The sequence below is a fragment of the Pedobacter sp. A2324 genome, from assembly GCF_059693705.1.
Window position 1 is genome coordinate 189,372 of sequence record NZ_JCASSK010000003.1, and the last position, 18,693, is coordinate 208,064.

Consider the following 18,693-nt stretch of genomic DNA (forward strand, 5'->3'; position numbering starts at 1 on the left):
ATCATTTTTATTGAAACAGTTTATTTACCCTTACCTGAATGATTTTTTTCATCATACAGAAATCTGCGGAATTGGCGTAATCTGCGGGGCATAAACTTATTTTATAACTCCCGCAGATTAAAGTGATTTACGCAGATTATTTTGGTGACGGCGGCATGCAATTTTTTTTCATCATACAGAAAGCTACGGAACTAGCGTAATCTGCGGGATATAGATACTATTTTGCTATAATGCTGATCGCGTAACCTCCGCCAGGGGCGCAATTAAGTGTTAATTTTGTTTTGCTGGTCACTTCCATTTTGCGGATGGTATAGGCTTTGGGATTCGTTTCGTAGTGCGCATCCTTCGCATCCGCATAAATGGTTGCCGTATATTTTTTTCCGGCATCTAAAAAGCTGAAGTCGATTTTCGAGGTACGGGCAATTTCATCATTCGTGCGACCAACGAACCAGTTATTTTTTCCCTTGGCTTTACGGGCAAAAGTGATATAATCACCAGGTTCAGCTTCTAGAACTTTGGTATCATCCCAATCCACCGCAACATCTTTAATAAACTGAAAAGCATCCATGTATTTATTATAGGTTTCCGGTAAATCTGCAGCCATTTGTAAAGGGCTGTACATCGTAACATACAGGGCCAGCTGACGCGCCAGTGTACTGTGCACAAAAGAATTATTGTCGGGATTGTAAGCACTCACCCTGGTTTCGAAAATCCCGGGGGTATAATCCATCGGACCGCCAATTAGCCTGGTGAAAGGCAGAATGGTGGTATGATCGGTATTGTTGCCGCCAAAAGCCTCATATTCTGTACCACGGGCAGACTCATTGCCTATTAAATTCGGGTAGGTGCGGGCCAAACCTGTTGGGCGAACAGCTTCGTGGGCGTTCACCATAATTTTATATTCAGCAGCTTTCTGTATGGCATACAGATAATGGTTGTTTAACCACTGGCCATAGTGATGCTCGCCACGGGGAATCATGTTTCCTACATAACCGCTTTTAACCGCATCATAACCATTTGCTTTCATAAACTTATAAGCCGTATCCAGGTGCCGCTCATAATTACGTACCGACGAAGAAGTTTCGTGGTGCATGATCATTTTGATGCCTTTGCTCGCCGCGTAGCGGTGTAATTCCTGCACATCAAAATCAGGATAAGGCGTTACGAAATCAAAAACATAATCTTTTGTTTTGCCAAACCAGTCTTCCCAGCCTTCATTCCAGCCTTCAACCAAAACAGCATCCAGTCCGTTTTTGGCGGCAAAGTCAATATACTCTTTTACATGTGCAGTATTGGCAGCGTGCTTACCATTTGGCTTTGTTTTCGAATAATCAGTTACCCCTAACTGAACACTGGTTAAATCATTGTAGGCCCAGGTGCTTTTGCCGGTAATCATTTCCCACCAAACCCCTACGTATTTTGTTGGTTTGATCCACGATACATCTTTAAACCGGGTAGGTTCGTTAAGATTGTATGTCAGCTTTGACGTTAAGATATCACCAGCCTTATCGCTTACGATGATGGTTCTCCAGGGCGATAAACACGGCGCCTGCATATAACCCTTATCCCCTATTGCATCGGGTGTTAACCAGGATTCTAATACCATGTTTTTATCATCAAGGTTTAGCGACATTAAAGAATAGTTGATCAGCGCAGCTTCGTGGATGTTGATATACAAACCATCTTTGCTTTTCATCATCAAAGGGGTTTGCAAACCTGTTGGCGAGAAAGTTGTTTGCGATGCGTTGGGCGTTACGGCATCTTTCATTTTACCCCGCACTTCAGATAAATTTGAGGTTGTAGTGCTGTACTCCTGCGTATCATAATCACCTGGCAACCAGAATGCTTTATGATCGCCAGCTAAGGCAAACTGTGTTTTTTCTTCTTTAATAACGAAGTAATCAAGGTTTTTCTGCTCAGGAAATTCATACCTGAAGCCTAAACCGTCGTTGAACAATCGTAAACGAACAATGATATAGCGATTGCTTGCTTTTTGTGTAAGGGTTACCGCCAGTTCATTGTAATGGTTTACAATTTCCTTTACTTCTCCCCAAACCGGCTTCCAGGTTTCGTTAAAAGCGGTGGTTTTAGTATCGCTGATGGTAAAACCGTTGGTTAAATTTTTTCCATCTTTGAGCTCCAAACCAAGCTTACTGGTTTTGATAACATCTTTACCTTTATACTTCAAACTGTACGTTGGCACACCGCCTTCTGCTAAAGAAAAATTAGCGATCAGGTTGGCATCCGGTGATTTTAATTGCTGACCGGAAACGTTCCCGGAAATAAGCAAAAGGCAAATGAATGCCAGAAGGTTAGAGAGGTTAAGCACTTGGTTATTGTTTTTATTCACTTTATATAATTTAGGTATCATTCTTTTATTATAGCTATCATTATTAATCGAGGAGCAAAGTTTCATCATCATCATCAGTTAAGCTGAGCTGAATGCTGTCGCTTCCGGCAATTCCCTCAATGGAGCCACGGATATGGGTGGCGTTGAGTAAAACTTTTTCCAGCTGCTTCTCGCGTGCTTTCCAAAGGCGCTCCATGGCATCGCGTTCGCGTTGAATAGATAGTTTCATGCTCATAAAACCTTCGCGGATGGCTTTCCATTGCTCGGAGAATTCTGCTCCTGTTAAATAGTCGTAAAGCATGTGCATTTTATCCCCACGGTTTTCCTGCGATTTCATGGCAGTCGATAAACGCAGAATACCATCACGCAACACGTATGCAACTGCGTTTACTTCTTCAAACGAACAAATCCAAACGCCATCTTTCTGCCCAAAGCAATCCATGCCTTTGGGGTAACACTGACTAACAATTACAGCAACATCAACGCCCATGCTGCGCATGTCTTTTTTGAGTTTCTCAATCCAGTCGCCGCCAAAGTCTTTTGTGCGTTTGCTCTCGTAAATGATTTTTCCGCACTCCTGCCCAAACTGGTTGCGTACAACCTGCACACAATCGGCCCCGCGAACGCCCTTGCCTACTTCTTCTATTACATCGAAGGGAAAATTACTGCGAAGCAGTTCTTCCAGAATCAGCTCCTGTACCTCTCCCTGCAACTGCATGCTGCCTTGCTCCGCTTTTCGCTTCATCTCCTCCGCCAGTTTTTTCTGGTCATCGAGCTGTTTTTCCAGTTCCTTTAAACGCAACTGGTGTTCTGTATCTTTTATGCTGTTTTTCTCGGCTTCCTGTTTTCGGATCTGTTCTACCAGTTCATTCCGTTGCTCCTGCATTTTACGTTGCATGGACAACTCAAGCTCCTGTTCTTTTAACAGTAAACTTTCTTCCCGTTTTAAAAACTGTAATTCTTTTTCGCGGGCAAGCCTTAACTTTTCTGCGTTGTCTTTGGCAGAGCCTTCAAGCATTTGCAGTTTATTTTCATAATCTGAAGCGATACTTTTACGCAGATTCTCTTCTAAATCGCCTTTCAGCTTATTTTTTTCCTCAACAAGTCTGGCTTCAAAAGCTTTATGTTGCTGCTGTTTATCTGCTTCAAAAACCTGAAGTTTGCGCTGATACTCTTCGTCCTTCTGCCTGGCATAGGCAGCAGCCTTTTCTCTCAGCTCTTTTTTATAATCTTCAGCCATGGCTTCTTCCATTGGAAAAATATGGGAACAGTTCGGACATTTAATTTCAGTGGCCATAAATAGTGTTAGCTTCAGCAAAAAACTGAATTAAATACAAAGATATTAAAGCTTTTCAGGATTGCACAGACGAGTTTTGCACCTTTTACAAAACCTTCGAACGAACTTCATGTCCAACCGTTAAAAGTTTACTCACCGGGCATTTTGAAGCAATGTCTTCCAATCTTGTTTTTTGTTCATCGGTTAACTGGCCTGTACAGGTAATTTCTTCAAAAAAAACGGTTTCATTATTTTCTGTACCAATATTTACCTCAACCTCAATTTTATCAACCGGCCATTCTTTACGGTCGGCATACATTCTTAACGTAATGGCTACACATGATGCTAAAGAAGCCATCAAAAGGCCCTTGGGTGCAAATCCTTTGTGGGTGCCGCCTAATTCTACAGGCTCATCCACGATGATTTCATGTGAACCATTTGTAACTGAACAGGCATAGTGTTCTTTATTGATTGTTGCTTTTACCATTATCATTAATTTTTATAGTTCCAAATATTGTGGTTTATCGTCACATTTTGGGTAACATCCCTATCTTTTTTGAAATTCGGTAGGTGTATAATAAAACTTTCTATCCCCCGGGTTGTTGCACTTATAAAATACAAGATCATGAAGTACAGAAAGTTAATCGGAAAATATTTAACGCAGAAGTCGGATAATAACGTTCAGGTTGCGCTTGCCCTGGTAGCAGGTTTAGCAGCAGGTGCAGTAATCAGTGTATTATTTGCGCCAGACAGCGGTAGTGGCACAAGAGGGAAAATAGCAAAAGGCGCCAGAAACCTTGGATATGGTTTTCAAGACAAATACAACCTTTTAAGAGAGAAGGTCTTCGGAGTTGAGGCTTTTGAGGAAGATATTGTAGCGCAGGAGATCCCTCATTTCAAGCATAAGGTAGCGAAAAAACCTAAATCGGATATTAAAGAGATTCTGGAGCATGCGCATGAAAATGGTCAGGTTCAGGAGGGTCAGGGATAAGATTGAAACATTTTTTTAATTTTACAGGATAATATCTTTAAATGATCTTTATCCTGTCTAAAATTTTAATGTTTCTCATCAAACCCATTATATGGGTAGTTGCACTTTTAATCTGGGCAGCATTATCGAAGAAACATAAGCAACAAATTCTTTATGCTGCTGTTGGTTTACTGCTCTTTTTTTCGAATGGGGCGCTGCTTGGCACGGTGATGAATGCCTATGAAGCAGGATATCCTGAGAGAAGGCATTACGATGTTGGCATTGTGCTGGGGGGCTTTTCGGGGCTTAACAAACGGAACAATAAAATTGCTTTTTCGGAATCCGGCGACAGATTGTTTCAGGCCGTTTCGCTTTTTAAAAGTAAACAGATAGATAAAATATTAGTGGCCAGCGGTAATGCGAACCTATTAGATAACGAAGTCAAAGAAGCCGATCTCGTAATCAATTACTTAAAACTGATTGGTATACCTGATTCGGCTTTATTAGTTGAAAATCAAAGCAGGAATACTTTGGAAAATGCCAGAAACAGCATCGGGCTAATTGGGAAAGTAAAACCTGACGCGAAAATACTGGTGATTACAAGCGCCTGGCATATCCCCCGGGCGAAGATGATTTTCGACAGGCAATCAAAACATAAGATCGAATACTATCCAACAAACTTTGCCGGACCGGATCAGATTGATTTCGGCGACTTCTTTATACCCAGCGCCTCTGCGCTTGGTGGCTGGGAAATGATATTCAAGGAGTGGATAGGACTGGCAGTAGACCGTTTACGAAGTTAATCTTTGAGAATAGCTCACTATCCTTCAATAGCCTTCCAAAGCATGTCTTTTAATTCTGAGAGATTTTTTTGCGCTACCGACGATATAAAAATTGAAGGAACGGCAGGCAGATCCTGTTTCATTTCTGTCATCAGCTCTTCATCAAGCATATCAGATTTGGTAATGGCCAGCACATGAGGCTTCTGCATCAGCTCGGGATTATAGGATTGCAATTCACGTTTTAAAATTTCGTATTCTTCTTTTATGCTACGGCTGGTATCGGCAGGAACCATGAACAACAATACAGAATTACGTTCAATATGCCTTAAAAAGCGATATCCTAAACCCTTACCTTTCGAGGCACCTTCAATAATTCCGGGAATATCGGCCATTACGAAAGATTTGCCTCCACGGTAACTGACAATCCCCAAGTTGGGTACGATGGTGGTAAACGGATAATCTGCAATTTCGGGTTTTGCGGCAGAAACTACGGAAAGCAAGGTAGATTTGCCTGCATTCGGAAATCCTACCAGACCTACGTCAGCTAAAACTTTCAGTTCAAGGATATTCCAGATTTCTTTACCGGGTTCTCCTGGCTGTGCAAAACGAGGGGTTTGCTGTACTGAATTTTTGAAGTGGGCATTCCCCAGTCCGCCACGACCACCGGCAGTTAGCACTTTGGTTTCGCCATCTTTGGTGATTTCAAAAAGAACTTCACCGGTTTCGGCATCTTTGGCAATAGTGCCTAGTGGCACTTCGAGAATTTCATCCTCTCCCTGCTTACCCGATTTATGTGAACTTCCTCCGGCGCCACCATCCTGGGCAATAATGTGCTTGCGGTATTTTAAATGTAATAATGTCCAGATATGAATACTGCCTTTCACAATGATGTGACCGCCGCGACCGCCATCACCACCATCAGGTCCACCCATAGATGTTAAAATATCACGGTGTAAATGTGCAGAACCTGCCCCGCCCTTGCCAGAACGGCAACAAATCTTTACATAATCTACGAAATTCGAACCCTGAGACATATTACTTAATTATAAAATAAAAAATGGCGGAAAAAAATCTAAATCTTTTCCGCCATTAAACAAAAATTCAATTATTTAGAATTGATCGATTACAGCGCAAAGATCACTATAAACTTTTTCTATTTCACCAATTCCATTCACTTTTTTCAACTTCCCTTGCTCCTCATAATAAGGCAATACATGGATTGTTTTATCAAAGTATTCTGAAATACGTTTTTTCAACTTCTCCGCATCATCATCCGGACGGCCACTTACTTTGTGACGTTCAGCGATGCGTTTAGTCAGTTCGTCCTGATCTACATCCAGTGCAATTACACCGGCGATGTTACTGCCTTTACGCTCTAAAAATAAATCAAGTTCTTTTGCCTGAGGAACAGTACGCGGAAAACCATCGAATACAAATCCTTTTGCTTCAGGGTTTTTATCTACTTCTTCTTCAAGCATTGCGATTGTAATGGCGTCAGGTACCAATTCACCATCAGCTAACAATTGACTAACTTTTTTTCCTAATTCTGTTTCGCCTTTAACGTGTGCTCTAAAAAGATCGCCTGTTGAAACATGTACTAACTGATATTTTTCGATCAGTTTTTCAGATTGGGTGCCTTTACCCGCCCCTGGAGGGCCAAAGAGAACTAAATTAAGCATTAACGTGGTTTAGGTTGTCTTTAAAATTAAAAAAGCCTTATTCCTATGGCTTTAACTAAATAGAAAATCACACAATGTGTTGCCTTTCAAGGCTGCAAATATATAATTATTAATTTAGATGAGTTTTATAATTGACAATTTATTTGAAAACCGGGCAGTTTTAAAGAAAAGAGAATCATAAACTGATTCTCTTTCCGTATTTGCTTAAGGTATTAAATTTGATCGGCGTAACTGATCGAATAGCTGGTAAAATGCTTCTTCTGTATCCTTGAAAACCAGGAATCCAAGTTTTCTACTTTTCGACATGTCGGTCATGACTTCGATGGGTCTACCCAGATCAAGGTCGGTATGCCATGCAGAAGCCAGTCGTTTTAATTCTGTTTCTTTGAGATTGTATTTGCGTGCAATGCTTTTCCAGATTTCTCCATCATTGGCCATCTCTATTTCGAGCGGTTTAATGGTACCTTCGAAACCAACCGCCGTTACCCCGAAATATGCGGCCAGCTTGTTCCATAGCCTGCTCCAACGGAACACATCGCCATTCACTACATTGAAAGCTTCATTTTTTGCTCTTTCGGTAGTTGAAGCCCAGATTAGTTGATCTGCCAGCACATTGACGTCGGTTACATCTGACAGGCCATTCCATTGTGCTGAAGAGCCAGGCCACCTGAACTGTCGCCCTGTTTCTTTACAAATGGTTGCATAAACAGCCAGCGTGGTACCGAGATTCATGGCATTACCAACGGCCTGGCCAATTACAGTGTGTGGCCTGTGAATACTCCAGGTGAAACCATCGCGTGCAGCAGCGGCATACACTTCATCTTCCTGGGCGTAATAGAAGTTTTCGATTTCTAATCGTGGATGTTCCTCCCTTAAAGGCGTTTCCGGCAGGAAACCATCCTGAGCATAGGCTTCAAAAGGGCCTAAATAATGTTTCAGTCCGGTTACCAATGCCACATGCTGTACAGATTGGTGCACCGACAAAACATCAAGCAGGTTACGGACCATCATGCTGTTAACCCTGATGTTTTCTGCCTCGGTATCATTGCGCATCCAGGTGGTGATGTACACATGAGTGGGTTTGATATCTGCCAGGCTATTTTTTAAACCTTCAGGATCCAGGAGGTCGGCCGCAACAGGTTGCAGCCCCTCTATTTCCAGATTTGGTGTACGCGCTAACCCATAGGTATTCCATCCTTGTGAAATGAGTTTTATGGCCAGGTTACTACCTGCGATACCACTTGCACCTACTACTAATGCTATTTTATCCATACTATTTTTACTTAATTGCCACCCCTGCCTGAGCAGGTTGCCTTGTTAAAGATTTGTATACAAAAATAACGCTGCCAGTGCAGACGGCACTTGACCTGTGTCAACAAATACAGATGACATGGATCAATCGCCTATTAGATGAATGAAAACTTATATTTGCATAAAAACATTTCAAAAATGATCAACGTACTCTTCAGTCACATTGAAGAAAAAGTTTCCCTTAGCAACGAAGACAAGGTGCTGATAGCGGGCTTCTTTTCGCCCAAGAAACTAAGAAAAAGACAGTACCTGTTGCAGGAAGGTGAGATTTGTAAAAATCTTGTTTTCGTGGCGAAAGGTTTACTCAGAACCTACAACATCGATGATAAGGGCAGCGAACACATGAGTATTTTTGGCTGGGAAGGATGGTGGCTATCAGATTTCAACAGTTTTCTTACCGGCCAGCCAGCAGTTTTTAACATTGATGCCATTGAGGATTCAGAATTGCTGACGCTTTCGAGAAATGATTATGAGTCCCTCACACTGGCTGTACCGATTATGGATCGTTACTTCAGAATTTTATACCAGAACAGCCTGGTAACGAAAGAACGCCGGTTGATGAGCACCATCACACATAATGCAGAAGAACGTTATCTGCAATTGCTGGAGTCGAGCCCACAAATTACCGAAAGGATTCCACAAAACTTAATTGCTTCTTATCTGGGAATTGCTCCGGAAACACTTAGCAGGATTAAAAAAAACCTGCTTTCAAAAAACAGGTAATCAGGTTGATATCCCGATAAGCGTGGAAGGTTATCGCTTTGAGAAGTTGATGGTATTAAAATCAGAAGATATAAAAAAAGGACTTCAATTGAAGTCCTTTTGATGTGCACTTGTAGGGATTCGAACCCCAAACCTTCTCATCCGTAGTGAGATGCTCTATCCAATTGAGCTACAAATGCATTTCCGTATCGTTAACGGACTGCAAAGGTATAAACTGAGTTTTAAATTTCCAATTAAATTTTAAAAAAAATAACAGTTTTTATTTCGCAGTACACAAGTTAATTGGCCAGAACCTGGTTAATCTGCTTGAAGTCAGGCAATTCTTTTGCGTCTTCTAAAACTTCTGCATAAATAATTTTTCCTTCTTCATCAATCACGAAAGCAGCTCTTTTAGAAACACCCTTCAATCCGAACACGAATTCTGGATATAAAGCATCATAAACTTCAGATACATCTTTATTGAAATCAGATAACAGTGGGAACTGATAATGCTGTACTTCTTTAAATTTAGCCAGAGAAAATGGAGAATCGACAGAAATACCTAAAACCTGCGCATTGATACCTTCGTAATAACTGAAATTATCGCGCATGGTGCATAGCTGCTCCGTGCAGGTTCCTGTAAAGGCCATTGGAAAGAAGTGTATAATTACTTTTTTGCCTTTGAAAGCAGATAACGAAACTTCAGTTAAATCTGAACTGTATAATTTAAAATCCGGGGCCTGATCGCCAATTTGTAGTGACATATATTTATTATTAATTGTTTTATTATTAAACCTGCTGCCTGCCTTTCATTTGGTCATCGAGCATCTTCAACCCCTCTTCGAAACTATGCGGACTATAGCCTAAATCAGCAACCGCCTTATCCAGCACAAAACCTGTTCGCATCGGGCGCGTGGCAGATTGATTCAAAGTCTGCGAGCTGACTTCTGTAACGATTGAATGATCCAGAGTCCAATAATCGGCAACTTTTCGCACAATATCAGCAATACTCATGTAATCTTTACCCGAGATGTGGTAAACCCCTCCGGCGCTTTGTTCTGCAGCCAGCAGGCATGCTTCGGCCAGATCTTCAGCTAATGTGGGCATGCGCCACTGGTCGCTTACCACATTTACAGGCAGTCTTTTTTCCAAAGCACCTTTTGCCCAAAGCACGATATTGCTCCTGCTCATATCATTTGTAATTCCATAAACGAGAATCGTTCTGATGATTGTCCAGTGAATGTTAGACTTTTTAAGCGCCTGTTCAGCTAAAACTTTCGACTCACCATAATAGCTGAGCGGATTGACTTGATCATTTTCTTTATATGGACCAGCATCGCCATCGAACACGAAATCGGTACTTAGGTGTATCAGCTGTATATTGTTGGCTTCGCAAACCGATATTAATGTATTAACGGCCACAACATTTAACTGATAACAGCTTTCCTGATTGGCCTGAGCGGTATCGACGTTTGTCATCGCAGCGGTATGGATGATGGCATCGGGCTGATAAAGTGTTATAACATTTTTTACCTGTTCAGGATTTAAAATATCCATTTCAGCATACTGATATCCTGTACTGGATGGAAAGCGATTTTTACCTTTGGATGTGGCGACAAGCTTAACTCTTCCCCCGGCTATAACTTTTTCAGTTATTTTCTGCCCGAGTAAACCATTGCTTCCGGTTACCAAAATTGTTTTCAAAAAATTAAAATTTAAGTATGATGAAATGGTTAATTGTAATAGCTTTGTGACGAGATAATTCTCTCATATAGTATAGCCAAATATAATCATGAAGTTAACACTCCTCTCATTTTTTTTACTTTTAAGCCTGGCAGGGTCAGCCCAGGAGACATCATCGGCCGAAACAGGCATGAAGCGAAATAGTGTCTATGCCGAATTACTTGGGAATGGTGGTGTTTATTCCATTAACTACGACAGGATTTTTCAATTAAACAATCATTTAAAAATTGCGCCAAGGGTTGGTTTCTCTACGCTCCAAAATGTAATTATTGTCCCGGTTGAAGCGAACTTATTGATCAGCGGGAGCAGGACTTCTAAAAATTTCTTTGAAGGTGGTTTGGGCGTAACGATATTAAAACCCCTTAGTGGTTTTTCCGGTCAGCTGCTCACCATTAATGGTTACGATTATGATTTCAAAAATGAAGCGGTTAATACTCCGCTTATTGTGAGGGCAGGCTTCAGGCATCAAAAACCAACGGGAGGATTAATGTATAGAACAGGATTGTTGTTATTCACCGGTGAAGATTCGTTGCTGACTTTAGGCATTGGAATTGGTTACACTTTTTAATTCCGAATAATGTGTTTTAAATGCTTTAGAAACTGAAATTTTAAGGGTGTTTTTTGAGGCTAAACCACCACATAAAATCCCCTTAAAAAAACTTATAATATATATTTAAAATTTACTAATAATAACTTAACTTTGCCAACCGAATTGAGCCCCCTTTAAACAGCTTTAATTCATTGACTATAATAAATATACTCACAACAGATATGCCTAACTTAGGAAAAATAGCACAAATTATCGGCCCTGTGGTTGACGTTAGCTTTGCTAATGATGCCCATCTACCTAAAATTTTCGATGCGTTAGAGATAACGAAAGAAAATGGACAAAAAATTGTTTTAGAAGTTCAACAACACTTAGGTGAGGATCGCGTTCGTGCAATCTCGATGGACTCTACAGACGGTTTAGTTCGTGGAATGGACGTAGTTGACACTGGTGCTGCGATAAAAATGCCAGTTGGCGACCAGATTAAAGGTCGTTTATTTAATGTAGTTGGAGAAGCGATTGACGGTATCAACGCAGTTGATAAAACAGACGGTCGCCCTATCCATGCAACTCCTCCTAAGTTCGAAGATTTATCTACTGAAACTGAAGTACTTTTTACAGGTATTAAAGTAATTGATTTATTAGAGCCTTATGCAAAAGGTGGTAAAATTGGTTTATTCGGCGGTGCTGGTGTAGGTAAAACGGTATTAATCATGGAGCTGGTAAACAACATCGCCAAAGCTTATGCTGGTTTATCAGTATTTGCGGGTGTTGGTGAGCGTACTCGTGAGGGTAACGATTTACTTCGTGAGTTTATCGAGTCAGGTGTAATCAACTATGGTGACGATTTCTTACACTCAATGGAAAAAGGTGGATGGGATTTGAAAGCAGTTGATACTGAAAAATTAAAAGAATCAAAAGCAACATTGGTTTTCGGTCAGATGAACGAGCCTCCTGGTGCACGTGCACGTGTAGCACTATCAGGGTTAACGGTTGCAGAATATTTCCGTGACGGTGATGGTGAAGGCGCCGGAAAAGATATCCTTTTCTTCGTTGATAATATCTTCCGTTTTACTCAGGCAGGTTCTGAAGTATCAGCTTTATTAGGTCGTATGCCGTCAGCAGTAGGTTACCAACCAACACTGGCAACTGAAATGGGTTTAATGCAAGAGCGTATTACTTCAACCAAACGTGGATCAATTACATCAGTACAGGCAGTTTATGTTCCTGCGGATGATTTAACTGACCCTGCACCGGCAACAACATTTGCCCACTTAGATGCAACTACTGTACTTTCGCGTAAAATTGCTGAGTTAGGTATTTACCCTGCGGTAGATCCATTGGATTCTACTTCACGTATCCTTTCTCCTGCTGTTTTGGGTGATGAGCACTATAATACTGCACAACGTGTGAAAGAAACTTTACAACGTTATAAAGAATTACAGGATATCATTGCGATCTTAGGTATGGACGAATTATCTGAGGAAGATAAATTGGTGGTATCAAGAGCGCGTCGTGTACAACGTTTCTTATCTCAACCTTTCCACGTTGCTGAACAATTTACAGGCTTAAAAGGTGTATTGGTTGACATTAAAGATACCATCAAAGGATTTAACATGATCATGGATGGTGAGGTTGATGAGTATCCTGAAGCTGCATTTAACTTAGTTGGTAGCATTGAAGATGCAATCGAAAAAGGTAAAAAATTATTAGCAGAAGCGAACTAGTATTGAGATTTGAGTATCAGGTATCAAGGTTGAAAATGTAATCCTGATACTTGATACCAGCTACTTGATACTGAAATCTAAAAAGAATGAATTTAGAAATATTAACTCCAGATAAAAAAGTTTTCGAGGGTGAAGTAACAGCAGTTACGGTTCCTGGTACTTTAGGTTCGTTTCAGATCTTAAAAGACCACGCCCCTATCATCTCTACTTTAGAAGATGGAGAAGTTATTATCAAAGCAGGAAAAGCTGATGAACAACGCCTGTTTATTAAAGGTGGTGTAGTTGAAGCCATTCATAACAAGATTGTTGTTTTAGCAGAAGGTATTGCTTAAAATAAATAAAAGACTAATAATAAGCCTTTTCGATAATTTCGGAAAGGCTTTTTTGTTTACCAACCTGCTGAATGTATTAGCAATTTATCAAAAAGGAGGAGAGTGTAGTGTTGAAGGAAATTTTCGTGGCCAGCTATAGCGATTGTGTGAGAACAGGATAGGCATCACAGCGATTAAAAGGTATATCCATGACGTAATGATTCAGCGCCAAAAAACAGCCATAATTTTAAATTTTCAGTCCCGGAATCGGATTTCAGGAAGAAAAACATAAAATTTACAATGCACGCATAACAAACATACCGTATACCGTTTTGATATTTGGTCTACGGCCATCGGCATTAAATCACTAATTCCACTCTCAATAAGAATATAATTCTGAATGTAATCACAAAAAACAAATAATGTTCTTAATTCACTTTTTTCTGATTTCTCTTGCATATTAATGAACCAAAAACTAAATTGGTATTTATAAAGCAACGAAAAATAATGACAATTCAAAACAACACTTTTTTAAACAACACTTCTGCAATTGCAGCTGGAAATGTTGTGTTGTTATCTGTCATTATCCTGAACCTACTACTCCTGATTTTATGGGGCAAACAGCGGACGCAATTTAAATAGATATTAAAAACTAAATATACCTAAAGCGTCCTGATACAAACAGGACGCTTTTTTTAAATAACAAAACAGTGTATTATGAAATACTATAATTCTAATACGATTATTTATCTTGACGGACGGTTTGAAAAAGCGGTTGATAGCAGCACGGATTTATATGGCCAGTCATTACATTACGGATACGCTGCGTTTGAAGGTATAAGGGCGTATAAAACCCATAACGGAAACCGGATATTCAAAGCTGCTGCGCATTTTGATCGCTTAGAGCGTTCTTGTCAGCTGGCCAACATCCCATTCCCATGGGACAAACAGGAACTGATTAAGGAAACTTATAAGCTGCTCACATTAAATAAGCTTAAAGATGCCTATATCCGCCCACTGGTATTTTGTCACCCAAATATGAAATTGAATGAGCCAAGTGGTGTTTCCATTCTAATCTGTGCCTGGGACTGGGATGCCTATTCAGGAAATAAGCTGTTGAAGTTAACGATTTCAGACTACGAAAGGCCAAATCCTAAATCTGTTCCGATGGAGGCTAAATTAAGCGGAAGCTATGTGAATTCCATTTTGGCAACTACCGCAGCCAACATTAAAGGTTACGATGAGGCATTGCTTTTAGACATGCATGGATTTGTGGCAGAAGCATCTGGCGCGAATATCTTTATTGAAAAAGACGGAAAATTATATACGCCATCATTAGGCAACATACTGCCAGGCATTACAAGGGCTACGGTAAAAGAATTGTGTACGATACTGGATATCGAGTGCATTGAGAAAAAACTGACCGTAGAAGATTTAAGGCAAGCCGACAGTGCTTTCTTATGTGGAACGGCCACTGAAATCGCAGGGATTGCATCGATTGATGATATTATCTTTCGCTCTCTATGGCGGGAATCCATCGGTTACACCATTCAACGGGCTTACAAAAACCTGGTGCTTGAAAAGGTGAATTATGAAGTGATTATTTAGTATCAGAAAAAATTATCAGTTACTGAGCGGCGAGAATCAGAAGAAGGATTACACAGTCAATAACAACAACTAACAGAACCAGAATATACATTTTAAACAATGAGCGAATTAAACAAGTACAGTAAGACATTTACACAAGACCCTACTCAACCCGCCGCGCAAGCGATGCTTTACGGAATTGGATTAACTGATGCAGATATGGCAAAAGCACAGGTTGGTATTGCAAGTATGGGTTACGATGGCAACACCTGCAACATGCACCTTAACGACCTTGCAAAAGACGTTAAAGCGGGGGTCTGGAAAAATGATTTAGTGGGCTTGGTTTTTAACACCATTGGCGTAAGTGATGGAATGAGCAACGGTACTGACGGTATGCGCTATTCTTTGGTAAGCCGTGATGTAATTGCAGATAGTATTGAAACCATCTGCGGCGGACAATATTATGATGGGATTATCTCTATTCCCGGCTGTGATAAAAATATGCCCGGAGCCATTATGGCGATGGCCAGATTAGACCGTCCATCGATTATGGTTTACGGCGGTACAATTGCTCCCGGACATTATAAAGGAGAAGAATTAAACATTGTTTCGGCGTTCGAGGCTTTGGGTCAAAAAATCTGTGGTAATTTATCAGAAGAAGATTATCAGGGCATTATTAAACATACTTGTCCGGGCGCCGGCGCCTGTGGTGGGATGTACACCGCCAATACAATGGCATCGGCAATTGAGGCTTTAGGCATGAGTTTACCTTACTCATCTTCTAATCCTGCGGTAAGTCCGGAGAAAAAACAAGAGTGTTTGGATGCCGGCAAATACATCAAAGTTTTATTAGAGAAAGATATTAAGCCCTCTGATATCATGACGAGAAAAGCATTTGAGAATGCTATTCGTTCGATTATTATATTAGGCGGAAGTACCAATGCGGTGCTGCACTTCATCGCGATGGGTAAAGCAATCGGTGTTGAAATTACACAGGATGATTTCCAGAGAATGAGTGATGTAACGCCTGTTTTAGCTGATTTTAAACCAAGCGGAAAATATTTAATGCAGGATTTACACCAATATGGAGGTATTCCGGCAGTATTGAAATTTTTATTGAACGAAGGTTTATTACATGGCGATTGCTTAACCGTAACCGGAAAAACAGTTGCTGAAAACCTGGCTGATGTGAAATCGATTATGGATTACGATCAGAAAATTGTTCAAAAATTAAGTGAACCGATCAAAGCAACGGGTCACTTGCAAATTCTTTATGGAAATTTAGCAGAGAAAGGTTCTGTTGCGAAAATCAGCGGTAAGGAAGGTGAGAAATTTGAAGGCCCTGCGCGGGTATTTGATGGTGAGCATGATTTAATTGCTGGTATCTCAAGCGGTCGTGTTCAACCTGGCGATGTAATTGTAATCAAAAACTCTGGCCCTGTTGGTGCACCCGGTATGCCTGAAATGTTAAAGCCAACCTCGGCGATTATCGGTGCAGGTTTAGGAAAATCAGTTGCCTTGATTACTGATGGACGTTTTTCGGGTGGTACACACGGTTTTGTAGTGGGACATATTACTCCAGAATCTTATAAAGGCGGCCTAATTGGTTTGGTTGAAGACAATGATCCTATTTTAATCGATGCGGTGAACAACATCATCAGCTTACAGGTAAGCGAAGAAGTAATTGCAGAGCGCAGAGCGAAATATGTTCAGCCAGCACTAAAAGTTTCTAAAGGCGTTTTGTATAAATATGCTAAAACGGTATCAGACGCTGCAAGCGGCTGTGTAACCGATGAATATTAGTGTACCAATGTGATTTTTAGATATGAAGTCACAACTTAAAAAGTCATATTAGGAAATTAATCCATCATCGCAAATTGTGATGATATGAAAAGGGATGATCGGGAGCGGATTGGGTTTAAAATAAAAGAATAAGGAACCGCAAAAAAATAACTATGGAAACTGCACAAGATACAATTCAAGCGGAGGCACTAGCAGAAACCTCTAAAACATTATTCAAAGGAACCGGTTCACAGGTTCTTTTGAATGGATTAATTGAAGAAGGAGTAACCACCATCTTCGGTTATCCTGGCGGTGCAATCATGCCGATTTACGATGCATTATACGATTATGCAGACAAATTAGAGCACATTTTGGTTCGCCATGAGCAAGGTGGCATTCATGCTGCCCAAGGCTTTGCACGTACAAGTGGTAAAGTAGGTGTTTGTTTTGCTACCAGTGGGCCTGGTGCAACGAATCTGGTTACAGGTTTAGCTGATGCACAAATCGACAGCACGCCTTTGGTTTGTATCACTGGTCAGGTTTTTGCCCACTTGCTGGGTACCGATGCCTTCCAGGAAACTGATGTCATTAATATTACCACACCAGTAACCAAATGGAATTATCAGGTGACAGATGCTAAAGAAATCCCTGAGGTTTTAGCCAAGGCCTTCTACATTGCCAAAAGCGGTAGACCGGGTCCGGTTTTAATTGATATCACAAAAAATGCGCAGCTACAGGTTGAGGAATTTCCTGAATACGTTAAGTGTAACCATATCCGCTCCTATCGCCCGAAACCAAAAGTTAGGGTAGAATATATTCAGCAAGCTGCAGAATTAATCAATTCTGCAAAAAAACCTTTCGTATTATTCGGACAAGGTGTTGTTTTGGGCAGCGCTGAACAGGAATTTAAAAACTTTATAGAAAAAAGTGGCATTCCAGCTGCCTGGACAATTATGGGTGATGGTGCGATACCAACTTCACACCCCCTGAACGTGGGTATGCTCGGCATGCATGGTAACTATGGCCCAAATGTATTAACCAACGAGTGTGATGTTTTAATTGCGATCGGGATGCGTTTCGATGACCGTGTTACCGGTCGTTTAGACAAATACGCAAAACAGGCGAAAGTGATTCACCTGGATATTGACCCCGCCGAAATTGATAAAAATGTTAAGGCAGATGTCGGCGTATGGGGAGATTGCAAAGAAACACTTCCATTGCTAACCAATCTGGTTAATGCCGCTACGCATGAGGATTGGCTTGCCAAATTCAGAGATTACAATCAGCAGGAAATTGATCAGGTGATTACACCGGAACTTTATCCTGAAGGTGATGAAATGACCATGGGCGAAGTGTTACGCAACATTAACGAAATCTGCGGCGGCGATGCTGTAATTGTTACTGATGTTGGTCAGCACCAGATGGTAGCCTGCCGTTATGCCAAATTTAATAATACCCGTAGCAATATTACTTCGGGTGGATTAGGCACAATGGGTTTTGGTTTGCCTGCAGCAATTGGTGCCAAATACGGAGCGCCAAATAAAACGGTTATCGCGATCATTGGTGACGGCGGTTTCCAGATGACCCCGCAGGAATTAGGCACGATTATGCAGTTTGGTGCGGCTGTTAAAATTCTGATTTTAAATAACCGTTTCTTAGGGATGGTTCGCCAGTGGCAGCAGTTGTTCCATGATAAACGTTACTCGTTTGTTAACATCACAAGTCCTGATTTCGTCGCTTTAGCAAAATCTTACTATATCGAAGCAAGTAAAGTTGATGAACGTGCTAATTTGAGAAATGCATTAGAAACGATGATCAACCACGAAGGTTCTTATTTACTCGAGGTGATGGTAGGCAGAGAAAACAATGTTTTTCCAATGGTTCCTCAGGGAATGAGCGTAAGCGAGATCAGGTTGAAGTAAGCTG

Annotated in this window: 17 protein-coding genes and 1 tRNA gene; 9 read left to right on the top strand and 9 right to left on the bottom strand. The window is 40.9% G+C overall.

All coding sequences use genetic code 11. The features are described 5' to 3' along the window. Positions 1 to 217: 217 nt before the first annotated feature. From AC570I_RS10105 to AC570I_RS10115, 3 genes are all read right to left on the bottom strand, one after another. The gene (locus AC570I_RS10105) at positions 218 to 2,371 is read right to left on the bottom strand and encodes a glycoside hydrolase family 97 protein (protein ID WP_497405359.1); all 2,154 of its coding nucleotides are present in this window, start codon (positions 2,369 to 2,371) and stop codon (positions 218 to 220) included. Positions 2,372 to 2,393: 22 nt separating this feature from the next. Continuing rightward, positions 2,394 to 3,647: a DUF2130 domain-containing protein gene (locus AC570I_RS10110; RefSeq protein WP_497405360.1), complete on the bottom strand. Its 1,254-nt coding sequence runs from the start codon at positions 3,645 to 3,647 to the stop codon at positions 2,394 to 2,396. 85 nt (positions 3,648 to 3,732) lie between these two features. Next, entirely contained in the window at positions 3,733 to 4,113 is a 381-nt protein-coding gene (locus AC570I_RS10115) for an OsmC family protein (RefSeq protein WP_231582641.1), read from the bottom strand. Between the two features lie 138 nt (positions 4,114 to 4,251). Here AC570I_RS10115 and AC570I_RS10120 point away from each other — a divergent pair, with 138 nt between their 5' ends. Together AC570I_RS10120 and AC570I_RS10125 are read left to right on the top strand one after the other, a co-directional pair. Continuing rightward, positions 4,252 to 4,617 carry a YtxH domain-containing protein gene (locus tag AC570I_RS10120; RefSeq protein ID WP_053058321.1) on the top strand — a complete coding sequence of 122 codons (366 nt, stop codon included), beginning with the start codon at positions 4,252 to 4,254 and terminating at the stop codon, positions 4,615 to 4,617. Positions 4,618 to 4,685: 68 nt separating this feature from the next. Then, positions 4,686 to 5,399: a YdcF family protein gene (locus tag AC570I_RS10125; protein WP_497405361.1), complete on the top strand. Its 714-nt coding sequence runs from the start codon at positions 4,686 to 4,688 to the stop codon at positions 5,397 to 5,399. A gap of 17 nt (positions 5,400 to 5,416) precedes the next feature. Here the strand turns inward: AC570I_RS10125 and obgE are convergent, their stop codons facing one another. The 3 genes from obgE to AC570I_RS10140 all read right to left on the bottom strand — a co-directional run bounded on the left by obgE (position 5,417) and on the right by AC570I_RS10140 (position 8,329). Next, entirely contained in the window at positions 5,417 to 6,412 is a 996-nt protein-coding gene (gene obgE, locus AC570I_RS10130) for a GTPase ObgE (protein WP_497405362.1), read from the bottom strand. Positions 6,413 to 6,487: 75 nt separating this feature from the next. Then, positions 6,488 to 7,057 carry an adenylate kinase gene (locus AC570I_RS10135; protein ID WP_047798619.1) on the bottom strand — a complete coding sequence of 190 codons (570 nt, stop codon included), beginning with the start codon at positions 7,055 to 7,057 and terminating at the stop codon, positions 6,488 to 6,490. A gap of 204 nt (positions 7,058 to 7,261) precedes the next feature. Beyond that, complete coding sequence (locus AC570I_RS10140; protein WP_497405363.1) at positions 7,262 to 8,329, bottom strand: SDR family oxidoreductase; 1,068 nt, start codon at positions 8,327 to 8,329, stop codon at positions 7,262 to 7,264. A 177-nt stretch (positions 8,330 to 8,506) separates the two neighbouring features. On the opposite strand from AC570I_RS10140, the gene AC570I_RS10145 reads away from it, so the two are divergent. Further along, positions 8,507 to 9,091 (top strand): Crp/Fnr family transcriptional regulator, encoded by a 585-nt coding sequence (locus AC570I_RS10145; RefSeq protein WP_497405364.1) that lies wholly within the window; start codon positions 8,507 to 8,509, stop codon positions 9,089 to 9,091. Between the two features lie 105 nt (positions 9,092 to 9,196). Here the strand turns inward: AC570I_RS10145 and AC570I_RS10150 are convergent. The 3 genes from AC570I_RS10150 to AC570I_RS10160 form a co-directional block, all read right to left on the bottom strand. Further along, positions 9,197 to 9,270, bottom strand: a tRNA-Arg gene (locus AC570I_RS10150). Positions 9,271 to 9,369: 99 nt separating this feature from the next. Further along, positions 9,370 to 9,834: a redoxin domain-containing protein gene (locus tag AC570I_RS10155; protein ID WP_497405365.1), complete on the bottom strand. Its 465-nt coding sequence runs from the start codon at positions 9,832 to 9,834 to the stop codon at positions 9,370 to 9,372. A 25-nt stretch (positions 9,835 to 9,859) separates the two neighbouring features. Then, positions 9,860 to 10,774 carry an SDR family oxidoreductase gene (locus AC570I_RS10160; RefSeq protein WP_497405366.1) on the bottom strand — a complete coding sequence of 305 codons (915 nt, stop codon included), beginning with the start codon at positions 10,772 to 10,774 and terminating at the stop codon, positions 9,860 to 9,862. Between the two features lie 88 nt (positions 10,775 to 10,862). Between AC570I_RS10160 and AC570I_RS10165 the strand changes: the two genes are divergently transcribed. The 6 genes from AC570I_RS10165 to ilvB all read left to right on the top strand — a co-directional run bounded on the left by AC570I_RS10165 (position 10,863) and on the right by ilvB (position 18,689). Continuing rightward, positions 10,863 to 11,381, top strand: coding sequence for a hypothetical protein (locus AC570I_RS10165; protein ID WP_497405367.1), 519 nt, complete (start codon positions 10,863 to 10,865; stop codon positions 11,379 to 11,381). Between the two features lie 203 nt (positions 11,382 to 11,584). Next, positions 11,585 to 13,087, top strand: coding sequence for a F0F1 ATP synthase subunit beta (gene atpD / locus AC570I_RS10170; RefSeq protein ID WP_047798629.1), 1,503 nt, complete (start codon positions 11,585 to 11,587; stop codon positions 13,085 to 13,087). An 86-nt stretch (positions 13,088 to 13,173) separates the two neighbouring features. Next, positions 13,174 to 13,419, top strand: coding sequence for an ATP synthase F1 subunit epsilon (gene atpC, locus AC570I_RS10175; RefSeq protein WP_047798630.1), 246 nt, complete (start codon positions 13,174 to 13,176; stop codon positions 13,417 to 13,419). 696 nt (positions 13,420 to 14,115) lie between these two features. Then, on the top strand, positions 14,116 to 15,006 hold the full coding sequence (ilvE, locus tag AC570I_RS10180) for a branched-chain-amino-acid transaminase (protein ID WP_047798631.1): 891 nt from the start codon (positions 14,116 to 14,118) through the stop codon (positions 15,004 to 15,006). A 99-nt stretch (positions 15,007 to 15,105) separates the two neighbouring features. After that, a complete protein-coding gene (gene ilvD / locus AC570I_RS10185) occupies positions 15,106 to 16,788 on the top strand; it encodes a dihydroxy-acid dehydratase (protein ID WP_047798632.1) in 1,683 nt (560 codons plus the stop codon). 152 nt (positions 16,789 to 16,940) lie between these two features. Further along, positions 16,941 to 18,689 carry a biosynthetic-type acetolactate synthase large subunit gene (gene ilvB, locus AC570I_RS10190; protein WP_497405368.1) on the top strand — a complete coding sequence of 583 codons (1,749 nt, stop codon included), beginning with the start codon at positions 16,941 to 16,943 and terminating at the stop codon, positions 18,687 to 18,689. The last annotated feature ends 4 nt before the right edge of the window (positions 18,690 to 18,693 follow it).